The sequence below is a fragment of the Pseudomonas sp. MEJ086 genome, from assembly GCF_030209025.1.
Classification (GTDB): Bacteria; Pseudomonadota; Gammaproteobacteria; order Pseudomonadales; family Pseudomonadaceae; genus Aquipseudomonas; species Aquipseudomonas fulva_A.
This window is the reverse complement of sequence record NZ_JARVSV010000013.1, coordinates 30,495-51,351: the sequence shown is the minus strand read 5'-3', so window position 1 is coordinate 51,351 and position 20,857 is coordinate 30,495. Positions and strand designations below refer to the sequence as shown.

Sequence of the window (20,857 nt, the reverse complement as noted above, 5' to 3'; positions counted from 1 at the left end):
GTATCCTCTCAGGCCGCAGGGCGCTGACGGTTCAAGACCTGGCGCAGGCGTGCCAGCAGGCTGCCCGAGACGCTGGCAGCGCGTTTCGGTGAATGACCGGTGGCGAGGTCGGCCAGGTCCAGCAGCGCATCCTTGAACCCGGCTGCATCGTCCAGCCTCAGTGGCCCGCTCAGCAGGCTGCCGGCCAGAGCGCCAGCGGCATGGGGCAGCAGCAGGTCGATGGGGCGCTCGATGAACGCCTCGAACTGCTCTCGTTCGACGACCGCCGAGGCATGGCCGCGAGCGGCGTTGGCGACCACCAGCAATTGCTGGCCGTCGCTCTCGTCACCGATTTCGCGCAGCAGGCGATGCAGGTTGCGAGCGTCCTGTACGCTCAGGTCGGTGATGACGATGCGCGTCTGGGCGTGGGCCAGCACATCGAGGCTGCCTGGCGGCTGGCTGGCCGGCAGATCCCAGATCACCTGGTTGAACAGACGGCAGAGGTTGCCGCCGAGGTTCAGCAGGTGCTCGCGGTCGAGCGCGGCATCGGCACGCAGCACGGGTGTCTGGGCCAACAGGTGCAGGCGCTCGTTGATTTGTCCCATGGCCCGTTGCAGCAGGCGGGTGTCGATCTCGCTGCTGGACAGCGCGCCGGCCAGGCCGGCCTCGCCGTCATAGCCGAGCAGCAGATTCTGATCGCCGTTGCTGCGGTCGAAGTCGACGATCGCAGTGGCCGTGTGGCGTTGTTGCGACAACAGCAAGCCGAGGCCGGCGGCCACCGTGCTGGTGCCGCAGCCGCCGGATGCGCCGGTGACGGCGATGGTACGACCACTGCGCACACCATGCGGGTCGCTGTGGCCGAGGGTGCGGGCGCGGTTCAGGGTCGCGGCGAGCAGATCCAGCGGCACCGGCTTGACCAGGTAATCGAACACGCCGCCGTGCAGCAGGCTGCGGTACAGGTCGACGTCCTGCTTGCTGCCCAGGGCGACGATATGGCAGGCGGGGTCGCAGACTTCGGCCAGTTCGGCCAGTGACTGCAGGGGCAGCGGATCGTCATCCAGATCGACGACGAGAAGCTCCGGTGACGGGTTGCCGCGACTCCAGGCGATGGCGGCGGCCAGGCCTCCGGTACGCGCCTGTTCGGCGCCGAGGCCGAGGCGGGCGAGGCGTTCGCCGTAATGCCCGGCCTGTTCGCTGTCGACGGCGAACAGCATGAGATTCGCCGTGGCTTGGCTGTGGATCGAGGTGTCGTTCATGTCGCGATTCTCTCTGCGCCGGGCCCGGGGGCTCAGTCTTCCTGGAAGTCGATGTCGAGCAGTTCACGGATCTCGTCGTCGTGGTAACGGCCAACCGCATTCACGGCAGCCATGCCGTCGCCGGCATCCAGCGCCTGAGGACGCATCAGGTCACGTGGGTCCGAGACCATGCGGGCGAGGTTGGCGCGGGTGGCGCAGCCCAGCGGGCCAACGGCCTCGTAGGGTTTGACCGTCCAGGCTTTCTGGTTGGCGATGCTGCAGTCCGGCACTGTCACGACCAGGGCTTCGGAGACCACCTGCAGATCCCAGTCACCACCATTGGCCGCTTCCAGGCGCGACGGCATGACGATCACCTGCTGCGCGGGCGCGCCCTGTTCGCGCAGTACGCTGGCCAGCCGCTGAGCCAGGCGCTCGCCGCTCGGGGTATAGGGCTGCAGGGTCAGCGTCTGCTGTGACAGCCGGCCCTGGGCGCGCAGGAGGGTGTTGAGGTTGTCCAGTGACTCGGCCGTGAAGCTGCCGTTGCCACTGGCCTGCAGTGAGGCGACCAGCGCGGAGGGGGCGACGCTGGCCTGTGGCGCGGTTTCGTACGGGGCCAGACGTTGTTCGCGCAGTTGGTTGATGTGCCGGTCACAGCCGGAGACCAGCAGTGAAACTGCCAGCAGCGGCAGCAGCGATCGAATGGGCATGGTAACGCTCCTCAGAACAGATAGCCGGCGGTGGCCTGGGCAGGTAGCTGGGCATCCAGCGCACGAATGCCGCGGCCAGGTGTTTGCAGATCGCCGGGAGCGGTGGGCTCGACCACATAGGCGGTGGCGATGATCACCAGTTCGGTGTCTTCCTGGGTGTTGGTTTCGGTCTCGAACAGGCGGCCGAGGCCGGGAATGCTCTTCAGCCCGGGCACGCCATTGATCTGTTGCGCGAGGTTGCTGCGCAGCATGCCGGCGAGGGCGAAACTCTGGCCGCTGGCCAGTTCCACCGTGGTATCGGCGCGGCGCACCTTGAAGGCCGGGATGGTGAAACCGTCCAGCTCCACCGCGCCGTCGTTGGACAGGTCGCTGACCTCGGGTGCCACGTGCAGGCTGATGCGTTTGGGCGACAGCAGGGTTGGCGTCATGCGCATGATCACGCCGTACTGTTTGTAATCGATGTTCACGCTGTTGTTGACGAAGGTCACGATCGGCACCTCGCCACCGGCAGCGAAACCGGCGGTTTCGCCGGACATCGCGGTCAGGTTCGGCTCGGCCAGCACCGTAGCCAGGCCGTCTTCGGAAAGAGCGGTGAGCAGGCCGGCCACGGTGGTCGAGCCGTTGCGGTGGAAGCCGCCGGCCACCGCGTTGGTGGCCGTGCCGCCGCTGAAGGCGCCAGTGGTCGCGTCGAACAGCGACGCGCCGTTGCGCAGGAAGTAGTTGCCGTCTTTCAGCGCGACGTCCCAGTTCAGCCCCAGCGAAGTGCTCAGGCTGCGAGAGACTTCGACGATGCGCACGCTGATGTTGACCTGGGCGGAGAGCTCGACCTTTAGCTGGTTGATCACTCTGGGTGCGGGTGTCTGCCCCTGCTGACCGCCCTGCGGTGCACGGGCATTGCCGCCCGCGCTGCTGGATGCTGCGCCGAGGTTGGCCTCCACGCTGTCCATCACCTGCTTGGCCTGCTGCGGGGTACGTACGCTGCCGCGTACGATCAGACTGCTGCCGGACGGCAGAAACTCGACCTTGGCGCCGGGAATCTCGTGGGCGATCTGGTCGCCCAGGCGGCCGAGTGCTGCCATATCCTGGCTGGCTACCAGGCGGATGGCGGAAATCACTTCATCGTTGCCATCCAGCGCGTAGAGCGTGGTGGTACCGGGGGCCTTGGCGAACACGAAGACGCTACCCGGCGTCGGCACCTGATAGCTGGCGATTTCGGGGTTGGCCACCATCACGGTGGCGGCGGCGCGTGGCAGTTGCAGCAGGCGGCCCTGGTTGAGCATCAGTTGCACGGTTTCGGTTTCGTCGACCTGCACAAGTTGCTTGCGCACCGGGCGTGGAGCAGGTTTTGGCGTGGGGCTTGCCGCCTCGGCGGGGCTGGCCATGCCATTCTGCGCGTAGTACTCGCGGGCGAACTGCAGATCCAGATCCGGGTTGTAATCGGCCGGCTCTGCGACCGGCAGATCGAGTTCTTCCTGTGTTTGCGCTTGTGCGAACCCGGAGGCGAGACTGCCGGCGGCGAGCAAACAGGTCAGGGACAGGGCGAGAGGGGTATACGCGAACTTCATTCTCGGTATCTCGGTTGGCCGGCTCACCGGGAGCCAAATTGCACGGCGGTGGCTGCATCGCCACGGAAGGTCTGCACGTTCGGTGTAGAGGTTTGCGCCGACGCCTTGTAGACGCTGGTGGTTTGGGCCAGCGTGGTGACCCGGTCAGTGCCTGGCTTGGCCTGCCCGTCGCTGGCTTCCAGGCTGCTGCGCAGAACCAGTTGCAAGGTGCCGATCTGGCTGGCCAGGGCCAGGCGTTCGGCATACACGGGCGGGACTTCCAGGGTGACGATTTCCGGGTAGGAGTCAGGGTAGGCGTCCGGGCCCTTTTTCTGAGCCTTGGCGTCCGCCGCCGGCATCGGCTGCAGCGGGCTGCGCACGCGGTTGTTGATCGACAGCACGCGCACGTCCTGCAGCAGGGTCTGTGCTGCCAGGCGCGGCGTCTGCTGAGCGTCGCCCTGGGCTTGTTCCTGATCGCGCTGCAGGTTGACCAGCACATCGACGCGGTCGCCCAGGCTGAGCATGCTGTACAGGCTGGCACTGTTGCTGGTCGGTACGGCGATGGCACGCATCCCTGGCTTGACCACGGTCGCGATGAAGCCGGGTTCGTTGGCCTTGACCACCAGGTTGCTGGTCAGCGCGGCACCGGCGGCAATCGGCTGGCGCACGCTGGCACCGGTCAGCAGGCGGCTTTCTTCACCCCCCTCGACGAAATACAGGCGATCGTCATGGGCCGTATCGCTGGCTTGCCAGCGCAGCGCCGACGGGTCGATGAAATCCCCTGGGCGCAGGTCACGGCTGGCGACCAGAATTGCCGGGTGGCTGGGCTTGGGCTGCTCCACGGGCTTGCTCTCGACCACTTGTGGAGGGGGCGGTGGTGGGGTGAGCAGTACGCGAGCCAGCAGCGCAGCGCTACCGGCAACCAGCAGGGTGCCGGCCAGAAGAAGGACGGAAGGGGTTTTCATGGTTGAACCGTGCACTCAGTAGTGAATGGGGCCTAACAGCGTGTAGAGGGCACCCGCCGCGATAGCCAGGCCGTACGGGATTCCGGCAGGCCTGTCGTCGGTCAGTACCGTTGGCGTAGGTATCTGCAGGGATGGACAGTTGGCGCCGAGACGTTGCCAGGCCTGCGCCAGTGCGGTCTCCAGCGTCGCGAGCAAGGGCAGGGCCAGTGCCAACAGGCCACCGGCCAATGCGGTGACGATGAGGAAGGTCACTTGATTGCCCTGTCCCATCCACAGGCAGATGACTGCCATCAGCTTGACGTCCCCCGCACCGACTCGACCGAGACAGAACAGGCCGTAGCCCACCAGCATCACCAGCGTGGCACCCAGCAGGTTGCGGGCGATGCGCTCCAGCAGTTCGCCGCCGCTCAGGTCGCCCCAGGGGCCGAAACCGAACGGCGCGCAGACCGGCAATATCAGCCACAGTGCCAGCAACACCAGAATCAGCAGGTTGTGTATGCGCCGGTAGAGCAGGTCCGAGGCGCAGACGAAAGCCAGCGCCGGCAGCAGGACCAAAAGGCTGAAGGTATCCGTGTCCATGGGGTGCTCCAGCCTGGATGCTTACTTGCTGCTGCCGGGATTGTTGGTATTGGTGATCTGGTCGGCGATCGACGAGAAACGCTCCTTGAGAGCGGTGACGAACACACCGTCCGAGCCGAAGATCACGCCAATGGCTGCGGCCATGGCGGCGGCGAGAATGCCGTATTCGATGGCGGTCACACCGCTTTCATCGGCCAGGAATTTCTTCAGTTGGTTGGCCATGGGCACAACTCCTTGGATGCATTTGGAGGGTGATTAATAGAGAGTGATATTAGGATTCATTATCAATTGAGCTTCAAGCGGCGCTTCATTAAGAATGCTTAAGGAAGGTTGCCGGGCGGCTGCACTCAGGCGATCGAGGCGTGTTTCGCGGGGTCTGTCACTGCGTTGTCGGGCACCGGTCTGGCGGCGGCCTTGAGACGTAATATGGCGCGCAGGCCGGGCTTGTTGTCTTCCAGAAGCAGTTCTCCGCCATGCAGCTCGGCGATCGCCTTGGTCAAGGTCAGGCCCAGGCCATTGCCGGGAATATCCGCGTTGAGGTGCAGGCGCTGGAAGCGCTCGATGGCCTTGCCGTTGAGCTCTGGCGCGATGCCGGGTCCGCTGTCGGCCACGCTCAGGTGCGCCCAACCGGCCTGGCCATAGGCGCTGAGCGTGATGGGCCGGCCGGCCGGGGCGTACTTGAGGGCGTTATCGATCAGGTTGGCCAGCGCCTGGAACAGCAGGGCCTGGTCGCCATACAACAGCAAGTCGTTGTGCCTGATCTTCAGTTCGCAGCCGCGCTCCTCTGCCAGAGGCAGGTAGTAGTCACAGATGTCTTCGAGCAACTGGCGTGCCCCGAGTGAGCTGAACTGGTGGGCGCAGCGGCCGGTCTCCACCTCGGCCACCCGCATGACCGCACGGAACAGGTTCTGTATGCGTTCGCTGTCCTGCACGGCGCGTAACAGCTCTTCGCGCGGCTCGCCTTCGAGGGTCTCGGCGACATTCAGCAGGCGGTTCTGCAGGCGGGTAAGCGGTGTGCGCAGTTCGTGGGCGATATGGCTGGTGATGTTCTGCACCTCGTCCATCAGCCGGTTGATGCGCAGCAGGGCGTGGTTGATCTCTTCGCCGAGCTGATCGAACTCGTCGCCGCGATGGTCGTAGGGCACTTTCACGCTGTGGTCGCCACCGGCATAGAGCACCAGGGCATCGCGAATACGGTTGATGCGATACAGGTTACGCAGGCTGAACGGCAGGCTGATGATCAGGATCGAGAGCAGAATGATCAGCAGGCCGGCACCAGCCATCAGCGGGATGATGCGTGTGCGCTCGAGCATGGGACGCAGGTCGTAGGCGCTGAAATACTGACCGCCGTCGTTTAGCGGGACCACCAGACCGAGCATTTCACTGGGGTTGCCCTGAGCGTCCAGTAACTCCGCATGGCGCCAGTTGGTTTCGCAGGGGGCAGGGCAGTCGCTGGGAAACAGATGGGCATCGCCGTACAGCGCTGTGCCTTGACTGTCGAGCACGATGGAGTGGCGGTCCTTGCGTATCTCCATTGGCTGACGGTAGCGCAGTGCCGAGGCGACCTGAGGCGCGTTGGCCAGGCGGCCGTGCATCTGCTGGGTGCGGATGTCGAGCAGAATCATGTCGCGAACATGGTTGCGCATGATGATTTCGAGCAGGTGGTTGCTGAGGATGATGGAGGCCAGGGCAACCAGCAGGCAGATGAAAGCCACCGTCGTGGCCTGGCGGAAACTGCTGGTATTGAGTAGTTGATGCAGGCGGTTGTTAGCCAAGTACATAGCCGATCGCCCTGATGGTGCGGAGCAAGGCGGGCTTGAAGTCCTTGTCGATCTTGTTGCGCAATTTCGACAGATGCACGTCGATCAGGTTGGTCTGCGGATCGAAGTGATAGCCCCAGACCTTTTCCAGCAGCATGCTGCGCGTCACCGTCTGGCCACGGTTCTCGGCCAGCACCTGGAGCAGCTTGAATTCCTTGTCGGTGAGGTCGATGCGCTGTCCCGAACGCGAGACCTCGCGGCGGCCCAGGTCGATGCGCAGGTCTTCGATGTGCAGGCTGTCGCCCGCTTGCGCCTGCGGTCGGCGGCGGATCAGCAGCTCGAGACGCAGCAGCAGTTCGGTGAAGTCGAAGGGTTTGCCCAGATAATCGTCGGCACCGGCGCGCAGGCCTTCGATACGATCCGAGGTCTGGTCGTTGGCCGAGAGAATCAGAATCGGTGGATGGCTGCGACCGTTCAGGCGGGTCAGCACTTCGATGCCGTCCATCTTCGGCAGGATGCGGTCGAGCACCACCACATCGAAGGCCTCGGTCTGGATGATCTGCAGTGCACCTTCGCCATTGTCGACCATTTTGCAGTTATGGCCGGATGCGTGAAGTTTGCTGCTGATCCAGCGGCTGACGGCCACATCGTCTTCGACTACGAGCACACGCATGAACTGTTCCTCGCCCCGACTCCTTCTTCGCGAGCGCCTTTTTAACAGGCCGGACGAGGAGGCAGGAGTTAAGAATTCTTAATTTTAGTGTTAATGATTCTCATTATGCAGCAAATCTGAACTAAGTTGATAGAGTTTTGTCATGCGCGCTCAATTAGTGTATGAGCGCTGCATGCGGTTGGGGGGGGCTGCCGCCAGCGCCAGGCCGGCGAGGCGAAGGGCTGCATCAGGCCTGGTAAGGGCCTTGCGGAACACCTGCAGTGGTGTTCCGCCGTTCACATTGGTGGCTGGCCAGGCTCATTCCTGAGTCGGTGCCTGATCGAAACGAGCCTGCTGCTCGAGGCGCTCGATGGCTTGCTCCAGCTCATCGAGCCCGCTGCTGCGAATGGGCTGATCCTGCTTGAGCTGGGTCTCGCTGTTCTGGCAGGCGGCGCGCAGTTGCGGTACGCCGCAGTATCGAGTGGCGCCATGCAAGCGATGGATGCGCTCGATCAGTGCATTGCGGTCGCCGTCGGCTCGGGCCTGACGGATGGCCTGGAGGTCGCCTGGCAGCCCGGCCAGCAGCATGCTCAGCATGTCCGCGGCCAGGTCGGCCTTGCCAGCGGCCAGGCGCAGGCCTTCCTCGTTGTCGAGTACCGCGGTGGGCGGTGCAGCGATATCCGCGGGGGCATGGTCCTGGTTGGCGCCCTGCAGCGACAGGCCTGTCCACTTGAGCACGACCTGTGCCAGTTGCCGCTCGCTGATCGGCTTGGTGAGGTAGTCGTCCATACCGCTCTGCAGCAGGGTGCGTTTCTCGTTGGCCAGGGCATGGGCGGTCAGCGCGACGATGGGCATCGGCGAACGAGCGCTGTCCTGTTCCCACTGGCGAATCGCTTCGGTGGTCTGGCGCCCATCCATACCCGGCATCTGCACGTCCATGAGCACCAGGTCGAAATCCTCTTCGCGGGTGATGGCCAGGGCATCGAAGCCGCTGCTGGCGACCGTGACCACGGCGCCCATGTCGTCGAGCAGGGTCTGTACCAGCAGCAGGTTGGCGGCGTTGTCGTCGACGCAGAGGATGGCGGGCGAGCGCGTGGCGCTGCGGGGTGCCTGCTGGCGGATCTGCTTGGGCACCAGCAGGTCGGTCAGTGCGCGTTGCAGCCTGCGCGTACACGCGGGCTTGGCCTGCAACTGGCTGTGCCAGTCGGGCACGCAGTCCTGATACTGCGTCTGCTCGGTGGTAGGGCACAGCACCACGCTCTTGCAGGTCAGGTGCTCGAGGTCCCAGACGTACTTGCTCAGCTGATCCGGCGGCAGATAGCTGGCCGTGACACCGAATACCGCGCAGTTGAATGGCTGTGCAGAACGACTGGCGGTGCTCACGGCTTCGCAAAGGCTTTCCGGGTCGCTGAATACGCTGACCTGCAAGCCGCAGTCTTCCAGTTGATGCTGCAGCGCCTGCCGGGCCAGTTCGTGGGCTTCCAGCACGGCAGCTCGGCGTCCGGTGAGCGCGCGCGGTTGATCTTCCGCGTCACTGCGCGCCTTGGGCAGGCTGAGGCTGACCCAGAACTCGGAGCCTTCGCCGGGGGTGCTGTCCACGCCGATTTCCCCACCCATCTGCTCGATCAGACGCTTGGAGATCACCAGACCGAGCCCGGTACCGCCGGCCTGGCGCGAGATGGAGTTGTCCGCCTGGCTGAAGGCCTGGAACAGCGCACGCAGGTCTTCTTCGGCGAGGCCGATGCCGGTGTCGCGCACGCTGATGCGCAGTTGCGCGCGGTCGGCCGTCTCTTCCTCGAGCATGGCACGAATGACGATGCTGCCTTCACGGGTGAACTTGATCGCGTTGCTGACCAGGTTGGTGAGCACCTGCTTGAGGCGCAGCGGGTCGCCGGACAGCGACACCGGGGTGTCACGGTAGATCAGCGAGAGCAGTTCCAGCTGCTTTTCGTGAGCGGCGGGGGCGAGGATGGTCAGGGTGTCCTGGAGCAGGTCGCGCAGGTTGAACGGGATGTTCTCGAGCACCAGTTTGCCGGCCTCGATCTTGGAGAAGTCGAGCACCTCGTTGATGATGCCCAGCAGGCTGTCGGCGGACTTTTCGATGGTGCTCAGGTAGTCCTGCTGGCGCGGGCTCAGCTCGCTCTTCTGCAGCAGGTTGGTGAAACCGAGTATGCCGTTGAGCGGGGTGCGGATCTCGTGGCTCATGTTGGCCAGGAACTCCGACTTGATGCGGCTCGCCTCCAGGGCTTCCTTGCGGGCGAAGTCCAGTTCGATGTTCTGGATCTCGATGGTTTCCAGATTCTGTCGCAGGTCTTCGGTGACCTGATCGATGCTGTGCTGCATTTCCTCCTGGGCATTCTGCAGGGACTCGGCCATGCGATTGATGCCCGAGGCGAGTTCGTCCAGCTCGTGGCTGCCCAATGGCGGCAGTCGGGTTTCCAGATGGCCGTCCTTGAGCAGGGCGACGCCATTCTTGATGCGCAGCAGGGGGTCGTTGATGCTGCGGCTCATGCGCAGCGCCAGCAAACCGGTGATGATCAGCCCGGTGACCACCAGCAGCAGGCTGGTGAGCAGGCTGCGATAGCCGCTGAGCAACGTGTTGTGATGCGACAGTTCCAGCTCCACCCAGCCGATCGGGTCGCTGCCCGGGCTGGACTCTTCGCCGCTGAGGGTCAGGTGCTGGGCCATCACCGGCAGCAGAAAGCGGGTCGCGTCCTGGCTGCTTTGCTGGGCGACGTCCACGGTGTCGCTGTCGATGGTGGGCCGCTCGTTGAGCATGCTGGGGCCGGCGTGGGCCAGACGTTCGTTCTGCGTGGCGAGAAAGCTCACCGCGCGCACGTCCGGTTGTTCCAGGGCTTCGGTGGCGATGCGCTGCAACAGCGATTTGTCGCTGTGCAGCAGTGCGGGCGCAGCCAGAGGCGCCAACTGCTCGGCGATCATGTGCCCGCGCTGCAGCAGTTGCGCCTGCAGCCCGGAGAGTTGCATCCAGATGAAATAGCCACCCAGCACCAGCGCCAGCAGGCTGGTAGGCAGCAGGGTAAGCATCAGTACCCGGCCCTTGATGCCGATATCCTTGAACACGCGACGTCCCCTTTCCACGATGCCAGGCAGTGTAGCGATTCCGCCGTGCAGACGCTTGCCTGGCGTTCGACTGCTTACCGGGTATGCCGCTAATAGGTAGAATCGTTCACATTTGCTTTCAGAGCGCTCTCGTCATGATGTCCTCAGCCACCCACGCCATCCGGATTCTCGCGGTCGAAGATGACCCGGCTCTCGCCTCCCACCTGCAGGCTCATCTGCAGGGTTGCGGTTTCGAGGTTACCGTCAGCCGCGACGGTAGCGAGGGGTTGCGCCTGGCTCAGGAGCAGGATTTCGACCTGATCCTGATGGACATTCTGCTGCCCGGCAGCAACGGCCTGGATGTGTTGCAGCGCCTTCGCGAGCGGCGCCATGTGCCGGTGATCCTGATGTCTGCGCTGGGCGCCGAGCAGGATCGCATCGCCGGGTTCAGCAAGGGGGCCGACGACTACCTGCCCAAGCCATTCAGCCTCGGCGAACTCAGCGTGCGTATCGAGGCGATCCTGCGTCGGGTGGCCTACGAGCGGCGTGAGCAGCCGCCGCCCTTGCAGGAAGGCGCGCTGAAATATGACGAAGACCGTTCCGATGTCTGCCATGACGGTCACTGGGCGTTGCTGACACCTACCGAGTACCGTCTGCTGGAAACCTTCTCCCGGCATGCCGAGGAGGTGCTCAGCAAGGCCTTCCTTTATCAGCATGTGCTGCACCGCGGTTATGCCCAGCATGACCGTAGCCTGGACATGCACGTCAGCAACGTGCGCCGCAAACTCAAGCAGATCGGTTACACCGGCATGCGCCTGGAGTCGGTCTGGGGTAAAGGCTACGTGCTGACCGGTCGGGAATCCTGAGGTGCCCGGCCGGCACTCGCTGTTCTGGAAACTGGTCGTCGGGCTGGCGCTGTTCTGCCTGCTGATCATCAGCCTGCATGTGGATCTGGACAAGCGTGTCTATGACTCGATGTCCATTTTGTCCGACTCCAGCCAGCGGGCTATGCGCGGCTTCGCGCAGGAGGCCGAAAGCGCCTGGACAGAGCGAGGAACCCCGGGGCTGGATGATTTTCTCCGTGAGTTGCGCGAGCGCGAGGAGGTCTGGGCCATGGTGGTGAATGACGATCACCGGTCGCTGTCCTCGCAGGCGCTCACTAGAGAGGAGGCGCTACGCCTGGACTTCGTGCGCAGCCTCGATCAGAAGGTCGGGCGGCCAGGCGGGCGGCCGACCTTTTACGTGCCCTTCAGTGACGGCCATACCCGTCTGGTGATGGAGCTGCCGCCACGGCTGGACCCGCGCTACTACCAGCCGCTGTGGGAGTTTCTCCTGCGCCAGGTGCTGCCGGCCTCGCTCGCCATACTGCTTGGCACCTTGCTGTACCGCCTGTTCATCGCGCCGCTGGTGATCCTGCGCCGCCAGGCCAATGCCCTGAGCGCCGGGGACCTGAGCGCTCGCGTGGGGCCACCGGTGGCGGCTCGCAAGGACGAGCTCGGTGAGCTGGGACGGGCTTTCGATCACATGGCCGAGCGCCTGCAGGGCACCGTCGCCTACCAGCGCCGCCTGCTGCGCGACCTGTCCCATGAGCTGCGAACGCCCTTGAGTCGCCTGCGCGTTGCCGCTGACGGCGAGAGCGACCCGCAGGTGCTGCGCCAGCGTCTGGATCGTGAAATCACCATCATGCAACGCCTGGTGGAAAACTCTCTGGAGCTGGCCTGGCTGGATTCCGAACGCCCGCAGTTCGCCCGTGAGCCGATTCGCCTGGTGCAGCTCTGGGACATGCTGGTCGAGGATGCCTGTTTCGAAACGGGCTGGTCGAGCGACCAGTTGCAGTTCCAGGTGGATGAGAGCTGCCTCGTCGCCGCCAACCTGACCAGCCTCGCCCAGGCCCTGGAGAACCTGCTGCGCAATGCCATCCGCCATTCGCCAGCCGACGGCAGGGTGCGTTTGCTGGGAGAGCTGGAAGGGGATAGCTGGCACCTGCGCCTGGTCGACGACGGGCCGGGCATCGATGTCCGTTATCTGGAGACCATCTTCGAGCCCTTCTCGCGGCTGGACAGCGCACGGCCCGGTGACGGTGGCTTTGGCCTCGGCCTGAGTATCGCCCGTAGTGCCATCGCCTTGCAGGGCGGCCGCCTGTGGGCCGAAAGCCCGCCCGGCAGCGGCCTGCACATGCATCTGCTGCTGCCAGCCGCCGAGCTCCGGGAGCAAAGTGTATAGAGTGTAAATGACGTTTACTCTCATATGATATTTACTATCATTTGCGCCGTTATGACGGCGGGGACGCCTCTAGAATGGCTGCCTGAGTAATCAGTTCCGACATCCCCGTCCGCCGATTTCTGCCCGCTTGGGCATGACGCGTATGGGGTTGAAGGGACGTCTATGAATCCGAAGTACAAACCGAATCTGCTGGCCACGGCCATCATGCTGGCATTCAGCGCGCCCGCGGCGGTGTATGCGCAAGTGACCGAAATCACCCTCGACGAGGCAGCCGCGAGCGGCGAAGGAATCGGTTCTGCCGAGGGAACGCGTGCGCTGGAAATCGGTGAGACGCGGGTCATCGGCACGGCCGAGCAGGAGCTCAAGCAGGCACCCGGGGTGTCGGTTATCACCGCTGACGATATCCAGCGTCATCCGCCTGCCAACGATCTCTCGGAAATCATTCGACGCATGCCTGGCGTCAATCTGACGGGTAACAGTGCCAGTGGGCAATTCGGCAACAGCCGGCAGATCGACCTGCGTGGCATGGGGCCGGAAAATACCCTGATCCTTATCGATGGCAAGCCCGTCACTTCGCGCAATTCGGTGCGCATGGGCCGTTCCGGTGAGCGTAACGGCCGTGGCGACAGCAACTGGGTACCAGCCGAGGCGGTCGACCGCATCGAGGTGCTGCGTGGCCCGGCGGCGGCGCGTTATGGTTCCGGCGCTGCCGGGGGCGTGGTGAATATCATCACCAAGGCACCCGGAAAAACGGTGTCCGGCTCCGTCACGGCCTACACCAAAATTCCGGAAGACAGCGATGAAGGGGCCACCCGCCGCTTGAGTTTCAACACTGCAGGGCCGCTGAGCGACGACCTGTCCTTCCGCGTCTATGGCAACCTGAACAAGACCGATGCCGATGAACCGGCGCTCAATGGCGAGTATGCGGCCGGTAGCGATCCGGCACCTGCAGGGCGTGAGGGCGTGCGCAACAAGGATCTCAATGCCCTGTTGCGCTGGGATGTGAATGACCAGCAAACCCTGGAGTTCGAAAGCGGTTTCAGCCGTCAGGGCAACATTTACGCTGGCGAGCGCGCCCAGGATCACCCCAGCACGGTTGCCAATACCACCGGCCTGCTCGGCCGGGAAACCAACACCATGTATCGCCAGACTGCTGGCGTCACCCATCGTGGCGATTGGCAGTTCGGTACTTCGCAGCTCGGCATCTCCTACGAGAATACCCGCAACCGCCGCATGTCCGAAGGTCTGGCCGGTGGGCCGGAAACGGGCATCAACGGGACGCAGAAATCGACGTCGGAGTTGCAGAACTACCGCCTCTTCGGTGAGCTCAACCTGCCGCTGGAGCTGGGTTTCCACCAGACCCTGACGGTGGGTGGCGAGTTCGTGCGTGAAGAGCTGGACGATCCGTACTCCAACAGCCAGTCGGGTAGCTACAACGGCGCAACGCTGCCAGGCATGAGTGCCGGTGGGCGCAGCGGGGAGTCGGACGCCGACAACTATGCGCTCTATATCGAGGACAATATCGAGCTGACGCCGGACTGGACGCTGACGCCTGGCCTGCGCTTCGATGACAACAGCATCTTCGGCAGCAACTGGAGCCCGAGCCTCAACAGCTCCTACAAACTGACCGACACCATTACCCTCAAGGGGGGAGTGGCCAAGGCGTTCAAGGCGCCCAATCTGTATCAGTCCAACCCCAACTACGTGTATTTCTCGATGGGTAATGGCTGCCCGATCAACTCCCCGAATCAGGGCGCCGGTTGCTACATCCTGGGTAACGAGAATCTCGATGCCGAGACCAGCATCAACAAGGAAATCGGCATCGCGTTCGATGACGCGGGCTGGATCGCGGGGTTGACCTACTTCCACAACGACTACAAGGACAAGATCGTCGCCGGCATGGGCAACGGCAGCGGTCCGGTTCAGCTCATTCCTGGTACGGGTACCAATGTCGCACAGGTTTTCGAGTGGGAAAACGCCCCCAAGGCCATCGTATCCGGCTGGGAAGGGAACCTCACGGTCCCGCTGCTCGGCACCCAGGGCGAGACCCTGAGCTGGAATACCAATTTCACCTACATGATCCAGAACAAGAACAAGAGCACCGGCGAGCCGCTGTCGGTGATTCCGAAGTACACCGTCAACTCCATGCTCGACTGGAGCGTCACCCAGGCGCTGGATCTGTCGCTGATCGTCACCCATTACGGCAAACAGGAACCGCGACGTCTGACCACCGATGGTGGCGCTGCCAGCGGCGATGCCTTGCGGGCACGTGATCCCTACACGCTGGTCGGTCTGGGGGCCAACTACGAGCTGAGCGAAAACTGGCGTTTCGCGGCTGGTGTCAGCAACCTGTTCGACAAGCAGATCCGCCGCGAGAGCATTTCCGGTGCCGAAGGCGCCAACAACTACAACGAGCCAGGTCGAGCGTTCTATGTCTCCGCGACCACCTCGTTCTGACTAGTCGCATCCAGGCCATCGCCCCTTGCACAGGGCGATGGCTTTTCGCGTTTATACGGATCGAGATCCATGGCTGCCGAGTACATCACCGACGTTCCCTATCCGCATTTCTTCCAGCGGGAAACCACGCCGATCTGGCTGAGTTTCGTGGCCCGTGCGCTGGGGCGTGCGAGCCCCGACTTGCGTCAGCCATTCGTGTCCTGCGAGCTGGGTTGCGGTCAGGGCTTCGCCACCGTGCTGCAGGCTGTGGCCAACCCCCATGGGCATTTCGTCGGGGTGGACTTCAATGCTCGGCACATCGCCCACGCCCGAGCGTTGGCCAAGGCCGCAGGCGTGAGCAACGTGGAGTTCGTCGAAGACAGTTTCCAGGCCATGCTGGAGAACGCCAGCCCATCGCCACGATACGATTTCATCATCCTGCACGGCGTGTACTCCTGGGTTCCCTCGGCGGATCGGCAACGGCTCCGGCAGTTCGTCGAGCGGCAACTGAAGCCGGATGGCATCGTATTCCTCGGCTACATGGCACAGCCCGGGCTGGACTTCTTCGCGGCGCCTCGACGTTTCGTGCAGCAATACGCACAGACCCTCTGCGGCTCTTCCGCGCAACGCGTCGTCGAAGCCTTGCGTGCACTGCAGCGTCTGTGCGCGAGTGGTGCGGGGTTGTTCGCCCATGATCGGCAAGTAGCCGGGCATATCGAGCGCAGCCTGCAGGACGACCCTTGTTACCTTGCCCACGAGTTGCTCAACGAGCACTGGTCGACGCTGCCGGTCGCCGAGGTGATGGCGGACTTCGAGTCGTGCGGCACGGGGTATATCGGCAGCGCCAGCCTGATGGACAACATCGACGACCTGTCCCTGCCGGCGAACGTCATCGAGCAGCTCGCCGGGCTGCAGGGGGCTGCCCTGCGGGAAACCTTCAAGGATCTGGCACGCAACCAGACCCAGCGCCGCGATCTCTACCAGCGTGGCGGCAGCACGCTCGACGAATACGCGCACAAGGCTGCCTTGTTCGATCAGGTAGTGGCCGCGTTACCGGGGGCGCCGGCCAGCGGGGGCGTGACATTCGATACGCGGATTGGCGCGGTCGAGGGCGCCGAGCAGCTGTTCTCGCCGATTCTGCAGGCCCTGGCGCAGCGTCCGCAGAGCTTTCCCGCTTTGTTGAGGTTACCCGCGCTGGCAGGGCAGGCAGGGAGTATCAGCCCGGCGCTGCAAGCACTGGCTGCCGCCGGGCACGTGCATCCCTTGCTGCCCGGCCAGATCGATCTGGCGGGCTGCCAGGCCTTCAACAGAGTGATCAGCGAGCGCGTTCTTGGCGGTGCTCGCTATTCCCATCTGGCGGCGCCAAGTCTGGGCTCAGGGATCTCCGCTAATTTCGTCGAGATGGCTGCCGCGCGGGTTCTGCTCGACCATCCGCACTTGCGTGGCGCGGCGCTTCGCCAGACCGTGGACGCCTTGCTGCGCAAGGTCGGCTGGCAGCCCCTGGCCAACCCCGTGGATCCCCTGCAGGCCCAATTGAGCCGCTTTGAAAGCGACACGCTGCCCATCTGGCAACAACTCGGTGTGGTGGGCTGATGAACGCATGGCTGGGCATCTTCGTCCTGTTACTGACAATCACTGGTGTCGCCGTGGCCAAGCCGGATCTTTCCCAACCGCTGGGGCCGACCTTGGCCGATCACGGTTCTGCCCATTACCGTTTCACCCAGCAAGATCTGGCTTCCGTTGACGGCCAACGCCATTACCGCATCTGGATCGCTACCCCCAGACAGGCCGCGCCTGCCTCTGGCTATCCGGTGCTTTACCTGCTCGATGGCAACGCCGCGCTCGGTGCATTGCAGGAGCAGCAGTTAGTTGACCTGGACCGGCGTGGACCGCCCGTGCTGGTGTTCGTCGGTTATGCCACTGACCTGCGTTTCGATGCGACTGCCCGGGCGTACGACTACACACCACCGCTGCCCGGCGGCGAACCGGTGATCGACGATATAGCCCGCCAGCGCCACGGCGGGGGGGCGGATCTGTTCCTCGATCTGCTCGAGCAGCGCATCAAGCCGCTGGTCCAGGCTCGGGTCAGCATCGACCCGCAGCGACAAAGTCTGTGGGGACACTCCTATGGCGGTCTGCTGACCCTGCACGCGCTGTTCACCCGTCCTGACAGCTTCCAGCGCTACATCGCTGCCGATCCTTCGCTGTGGTGGCAGAGCGGTTTCATTCTTCAGGAGGCCCGGGCGTTCATCACCAGAGGGCAGGCGTTCGACCTGACGCTGCTGACCGGGGGCGCAGAGCGCAAGCGCCCGCCTGTCGACAAGGACGAGGCCCCGCACGTGCGCGCGCGCCGCGAGGCCACCGCAGCAGTACCGGCCAACGCCGCCGAGCAACTGGTCGAGCGCCTGGCGGCCATCCCGCAAGCCCGCGTTCGCTATCGGCGCTATCCGGAACTGAGTCACGGCCCGATGCTGCCGGCCTCGCTCGGCCCGGCTCTGCGCCTGAGCGCCGGAGACGATACCGCCGTTGCCCGAGTGGTGCCGCAATGAGCCGGTTCGGCGCGGCGGCGATGCACCCGGAATTTACATATGTAAATGAAAATCCTGAACATTTTTGCCGCAGTATGGCTGCTGCCGCGAAGCCAGGACCGTGCCACTGCGCTGCGACCGCCTGCAGGGCGCAGCCGTTCGTTTCACCCTAAAGAAAGGAGGTTTCGATGATTGCTAGCTTATCCCGATGCTCACGCCTGCTGGCGTTTTCCGGCCTGGTCGCGCTGTTGCCACTGGGCAGTGCCGTGGCCGAATCACGCACCCTCGATACGGCCTTCGGTGCGCTCGAGTTGCAGGGCACGCCGCAGCGTGTGGTCACCCTGGGCGAGAATGCACTGGATGTCGCCCTGGCCGTTGGCGTCAAGCCCCTGGGCAGCGTTGCCACGCGCGGTGGCAGCGATGTGTCGGCGTACTTGAAGAGCAAGGCGGGTGATATCCGCATCGTCGGCACCGCCCGGGAAACCAATCTGGAGTCGGTGTTCGCCTTGCAGCCGGATCTGATTCTGGCTTCGCCGGAGCTCACCCGGGATCAGTACCAGAAGCTCAGCCTGATCGCGCCGACCGCGGTACCCAAGGGCAACTCGTTCCAGGACTGGCGCAATAATGTCGAGTTCTATGGCAAGGCTCTTGGCAAGGTCGATGAAGCCAAGGCCGCCATCGCCGCGGTCGACACGCGCATCCAGAGCATCAAGAGCAGGATCGAACCGGGGCAGGTCGCTTCGGTGGTGCGCTGGAGCCCGCAGGGGCCGGGCGTGATGTCCCAGCACCTGTTCGTGGGCCAGCTGCTGAGCCAGCTTGGTTTCAAGGGCACGGCAATGGCGGCGGAACTGACCAGCAAGCCCCATAGCGATGCCCTGAGCCTGGAGAACCTGTCGCGCATCGACGGTGACTGGCTGTTCCTTGCCACCCTCAACGCCGATGGCGACAAGGCCCTGGAGCAGGCCCGCCAGCAGCCGGCATTCGCGCGCCTGAAGGCGGTCAGCAGCGGCCATGTGCAGAGCGTCGACGGGCAGATCTGGAGCAGTGGCAGCGGGCCGCTGGCTGCCAACGTGATTCTCGATGCCGTGGAGAAGGCCGTCGCCTCGCAATGACCGTGGATGTGAAGGGCGGTCGTCCGCCACTGGCCAAAGCGCTGGCGGGGGTGGCCGCGTCGTTGGCGCTATTGTGCGTTGCCAGCCTGCTGATCGGCGCGGGGGAGGTCGGTATCACCCGGAGCCTGTGGGCGCTGTTTGGCGCTGCGGATGACGAAGCGCGCTTCGTGCTCTTCGAGTTGCGCCTGCCCCGCACGCTGCTGGGTGTACTGGTCGGCGTCGCGCTGGGGGCCGCTGGTGTGGTGCTGCAGTCGGCGACCCGCAATCCGCTGGCCGAGCCCGGTCTGCTGGGCGTGAGTGCCGGGGCGTCCTTCGCGGTGGTGGTGGCGATCAGTCTGGGCGCCAGTGCGGCCACCCTGAATCTCGGCGTGGCCATCGCGGGCGCCATGGCGGGTTGCCTGCTGGTATTGCTGGTCACCCAGGTGCGTGGTGTCGGTGACGATCCGGTGCGCCTGGTGCTGGCCGGTGCAGCCTTCTCGGGCATTCTCACCGCCATCAGCACCTTGATTCTGCTGCACGACCAGCGCAGCGCCGACGAGATTCGTTTCTGGATCATCGGTGCCCTGGCCGGTCGCCCTCAGGATGTATTGACCTGGAGTACGCCTGGCCTGGTGCTGGGCTTGCTGCTGCTCGTGCCGTTGATCCGCCCGCTGGCTGCCCTGGCCCTTGGCGAGAAGATGGCCACCGGTCTCGGCCACCATCCTGGCCTGACCCGGCTTGGCGCCTTGCTGGGCGTGGCCGTGCTGGTCGGTACCGCCACGGCGGCGGCCGGCCCGATGGCCTTCGTTGGCCTGGTCGTGCCGTTCGTGGCGCGTCGCCTGCTGGGGCCGGACATTCGCCGCACCATCGGTGCGTCGCTGTTGCTCGGGCCGATCATCGTGTTGTTCGCCGATATCCTGTCGCGCCTGCTGGTCAGCCCCTACGAGCTGCCGATTGGCGTGGTGACCGCCCTGATCGGCGCGCCGGTGCTGATCGCCGTGGTACGTAGCCACAGGTTGCCGACCTTATGAGTGGCCCTCTGTCGTCCATGCCCAAGGCACCGAGCGGATACTGGTTGCTGGCGTTTGGCTCGCTGCGCGTGCTGTTGAACAGGCGTGGCGTGTTCGCCGCACTGGGGCTCTCGGCGGCAATCGTGCTCATCACCGGCATCAGTCTGGCCTCCGGCGCCGCTGGCCTGTCCCCATGGACGGCCCTGGCGGCTGCGTTTGGTCAGGGTGAGCCCATGCACGTGTTTCTGGTTCAGGAGCTGCGCTTGCAACGCCTGGTCGCCGGTCTGCTCACCGGCGCGGCGTTCGGGATTGGTGGCTGCTTGCTGCAGACCCTGGCGCGCAACCGCCTGGCTACCCCGGGAGTGATCGGCATCGACGACGGCGCCACGGCCTTCGCCGTGGCGTCCATCGTTGCCGTACCCACCACCCTGGCACCTTCCGCGCTGGCGCTTACCGGCGCTACCACTGCGGCGGTGCTGGCTTTCGGTCTGAGTGCCGGTGCGGGTGCCCGGGGCTATCGCTTCATCGTGGTCGGCATCGCCGTGGGTGCCGTGTTCGGCGCGCTGACCAATTTGATGCTGGCACGCGCCGATATCGATGCCGCCAACGTGGCCTACCCCTGGACGGTCGGCAGCCTCAACGCGCGCCCCGCGCTGGCCATCTGGCTACTGGGTATCGGCCTGACCCTGTGCCTGCCACTGGTCAAGTACCTGGCTCAGCGCCTGGAACTGATGCGTTTTTCCGACAGCGTGGCGGTGGGGCTTGGCGTGCGTCTCAGGGCCATGCGCCTGCTGACCCTGATCACTACGGTACTGCTCACCGCGCTGGCCGTTGCGGTGGCCGGGCCGGTGGGGCTGGTGGCCCTCGCCGCGCCGGAGATGGCCCGCTACCTGAGTGGCCATCGCGGCGTGCCTGTGCTGTGTTCGGCATTGGCGGGTGCGCTGTTGATGACCTGTGCGGACTGGGTCGGGCGTACCTGGCTGGCACCCATCGAAATTCCCGTCGGGGTGATCACCGCCGTGGTTGGCGGGCCCTATTTGCTGTGGATCCTGTTGCGCCAGCCGTCGCGCAGACTGACATGAAAGGCC

At 64.5% G+C, this 20,857-nt stretch carries 17 protein-coding genes; 8 read left to right on the top strand and 9 right to left on the bottom strand.

Going from position 1 to position 20,857, the window contains the following annotated elements; genetic code table 11:
* Positions 1-8: 8 nt before the first annotated feature.
* From QRN22_RS10055 to QRN22_RS10015, 9 genes are all read right to left on the bottom strand, one after another.
* Positions 9-1,235: a CpaE/TadZ family protein gene (locus tag QRN22_RS10055; protein ID WP_042551914.1), complete on the bottom strand. Its 1,227-nt coding sequence runs from the start codon at positions 1,233-1,235 to the stop codon at positions 9-11.
* A 32-nt stretch (positions 1,236-1,267) separates the two neighbouring features.
* On the bottom strand, positions 1,268-1,921 hold the full coding sequence (locus tag QRN22_RS10050; RefSeq protein ID WP_042551913.1) for a CpaD family pilus assembly lipoprotein: 654 nt from the start codon (positions 1,919-1,921) through the stop codon (positions 1,268-1,270).
* An 11-nt stretch (positions 1,922-1,932) separates the two neighbouring features.
* Complete coding sequence (locus tag QRN22_RS10045; RefSeq protein ID WP_052493734.1) at positions 1,933-3,486, bottom strand: type II and III secretion system protein family protein; 1,554 nt, start codon at positions 3,484-3,486, stop codon at positions 1,933-1,935.
* A gap of 23 nt (positions 3,487-3,509) precedes the next feature.
* Complete coding sequence (cpaB, locus tag QRN22_RS10040) at positions 3,510-4,430, bottom strand: Flp pilus assembly protein CpaB (protein ID WP_042551912.1); 921 nt, start codon at positions 4,428-4,430, stop codon at positions 3,510-3,512.
* Between the two features lie 15 nt (positions 4,431-4,445).
* Positions 4,446-5,009, bottom strand: a complete 564-nt coding sequence (locus QRN22_RS10035; protein WP_042551911.1) for an A24 family peptidase — start codon at positions 5,007-5,009, stop codon at positions 4,446-4,448.
* A 21-nt stretch (positions 5,010-5,030) separates the two neighbouring features.
* Entirely contained in the window at positions 5,031-5,231 is a 201-nt protein-coding gene (locus QRN22_RS10030; RefSeq protein WP_042551910.1) for a Flp family type IVb pilin, read from the bottom strand.
* Between the two features lie 125 nt (positions 5,232-5,356).
* Positions 5,357-6,790 carry a sensor histidine kinase gene (locus QRN22_RS10025; protein WP_052493733.1) on the bottom strand — a complete coding sequence of 478 codons (1,434 nt, stop codon included), beginning with the start codon at positions 6,788-6,790 and terminating at the stop codon, positions 5,357-5,359.
* The gene (locus QRN22_RS10020) at positions 6,777-7,442 is read right to left on the bottom strand and encodes a response regulator transcription factor (RefSeq protein WP_042551909.1); all 666 of its coding nucleotides are present in this window, start codon (positions 7,440-7,442) and stop codon (positions 6,777-6,779) included. The genes QRN22_RS10025 and QRN22_RS10020 overlap by 14 nt, the downstream gene beginning before the upstream one ends.
* 297 nt (positions 7,443-7,739) lie before the next feature.
* Positions 7,740-10,502 carry a response regulator gene (locus QRN22_RS10015; RefSeq protein WP_042551908.1) on the bottom strand — a complete coding sequence of 921 codons (2,763 nt, stop codon included), beginning with the start codon at positions 10,500-10,502 and terminating at the stop codon, positions 7,740-7,742.
* Positions 10,503-10,636: 134 nt separating this feature from the next.
* On the opposite strand from QRN22_RS10015, the gene QRN22_RS10010 reads away from it, so the two are divergent.
* The 8 genes from QRN22_RS10010 to QRN22_RS09975 all read left to right on the top strand — a co-directional run bounded on the left by QRN22_RS10010 (position 10,637) and on the right by QRN22_RS09975 (position 20,851).
* Positions 10,637-11,347 carry a response regulator transcription factor gene (locus tag QRN22_RS10010; protein WP_042551907.1) on the top strand — a complete coding sequence of 237 codons (711 nt, stop codon included), beginning with the start codon at positions 10,637-10,639 and terminating at the stop codon, positions 11,345-11,347.
* Between the two features lies 1 nt (position 11,348).
* Entirely contained in the window at positions 11,349-12,704 is a 1,356-nt protein-coding gene (locus QRN22_RS10005) for a HAMP domain-containing sensor histidine kinase (RefSeq protein WP_042551906.1), read from the top strand.
* 162 nt (positions 12,705-12,866) lie between these two features.
* On the top strand, positions 12,867-15,161 hold the full coding sequence (locus QRN22_RS10000) for a TonB-dependent siderophore receptor (RefSeq protein ID WP_042551905.1): 2,295 nt from the start codon (positions 12,867-12,869) through the stop codon (positions 15,159-15,161).
* A gap of 69 nt (positions 15,162-15,230) precedes the next feature.
* Positions 15,231-16,733 (top strand): class I SAM-dependent methyltransferase, encoded by a 1,503-nt coding sequence (locus tag QRN22_RS09995; protein WP_042551904.1) that lies wholly within the window; start codon positions 15,231-15,233, stop codon positions 16,731-16,733.
* A complete protein-coding gene (locus tag QRN22_RS09990; RefSeq protein ID WP_042551903.1) occupies positions 16,733-17,689 on the top strand; it encodes an alpha/beta hydrolase in 957 nt (318 codons plus the stop codon). The genes QRN22_RS09995 and QRN22_RS09990 overlap by 1 nt, the downstream gene beginning before the upstream one ends.
* A 167-nt stretch (positions 17,690-17,856) precedes the next feature.
* The gene (locus tag QRN22_RS09985; protein WP_042551902.1) at positions 17,857-18,780 is read left to right on the top strand and encodes an ABC transporter substrate-binding protein; all 924 of its coding nucleotides are present in this window, start codon (positions 17,857-17,859) and stop codon (positions 18,778-18,780) included.
* On the top strand, positions 18,777-19,790 hold the full coding sequence (locus tag QRN22_RS09980; protein WP_042551901.1) for a FecCD family ABC transporter permease: 1,014 nt from the start codon (positions 18,777-18,779) through the stop codon (positions 19,788-19,790). Before QRN22_RS09985 ends, QRN22_RS09980 begins: the two co-directional genes overlap by 4 nt.
* Positions 19,787-20,851 carry a FecCD family ABC transporter permease gene (locus QRN22_RS09975; RefSeq protein ID WP_042551900.1) on the top strand — a complete coding sequence of 355 codons (1,065 nt, stop codon included), beginning with the start codon at positions 19,787-19,789 and terminating at the stop codon, positions 20,849-20,851. The genes QRN22_RS09980 and QRN22_RS09975 overlap by 4 nt, the downstream gene beginning before the upstream one ends.
* Positions 20,852-20,857 lie beyond the last annotated feature (6 nt).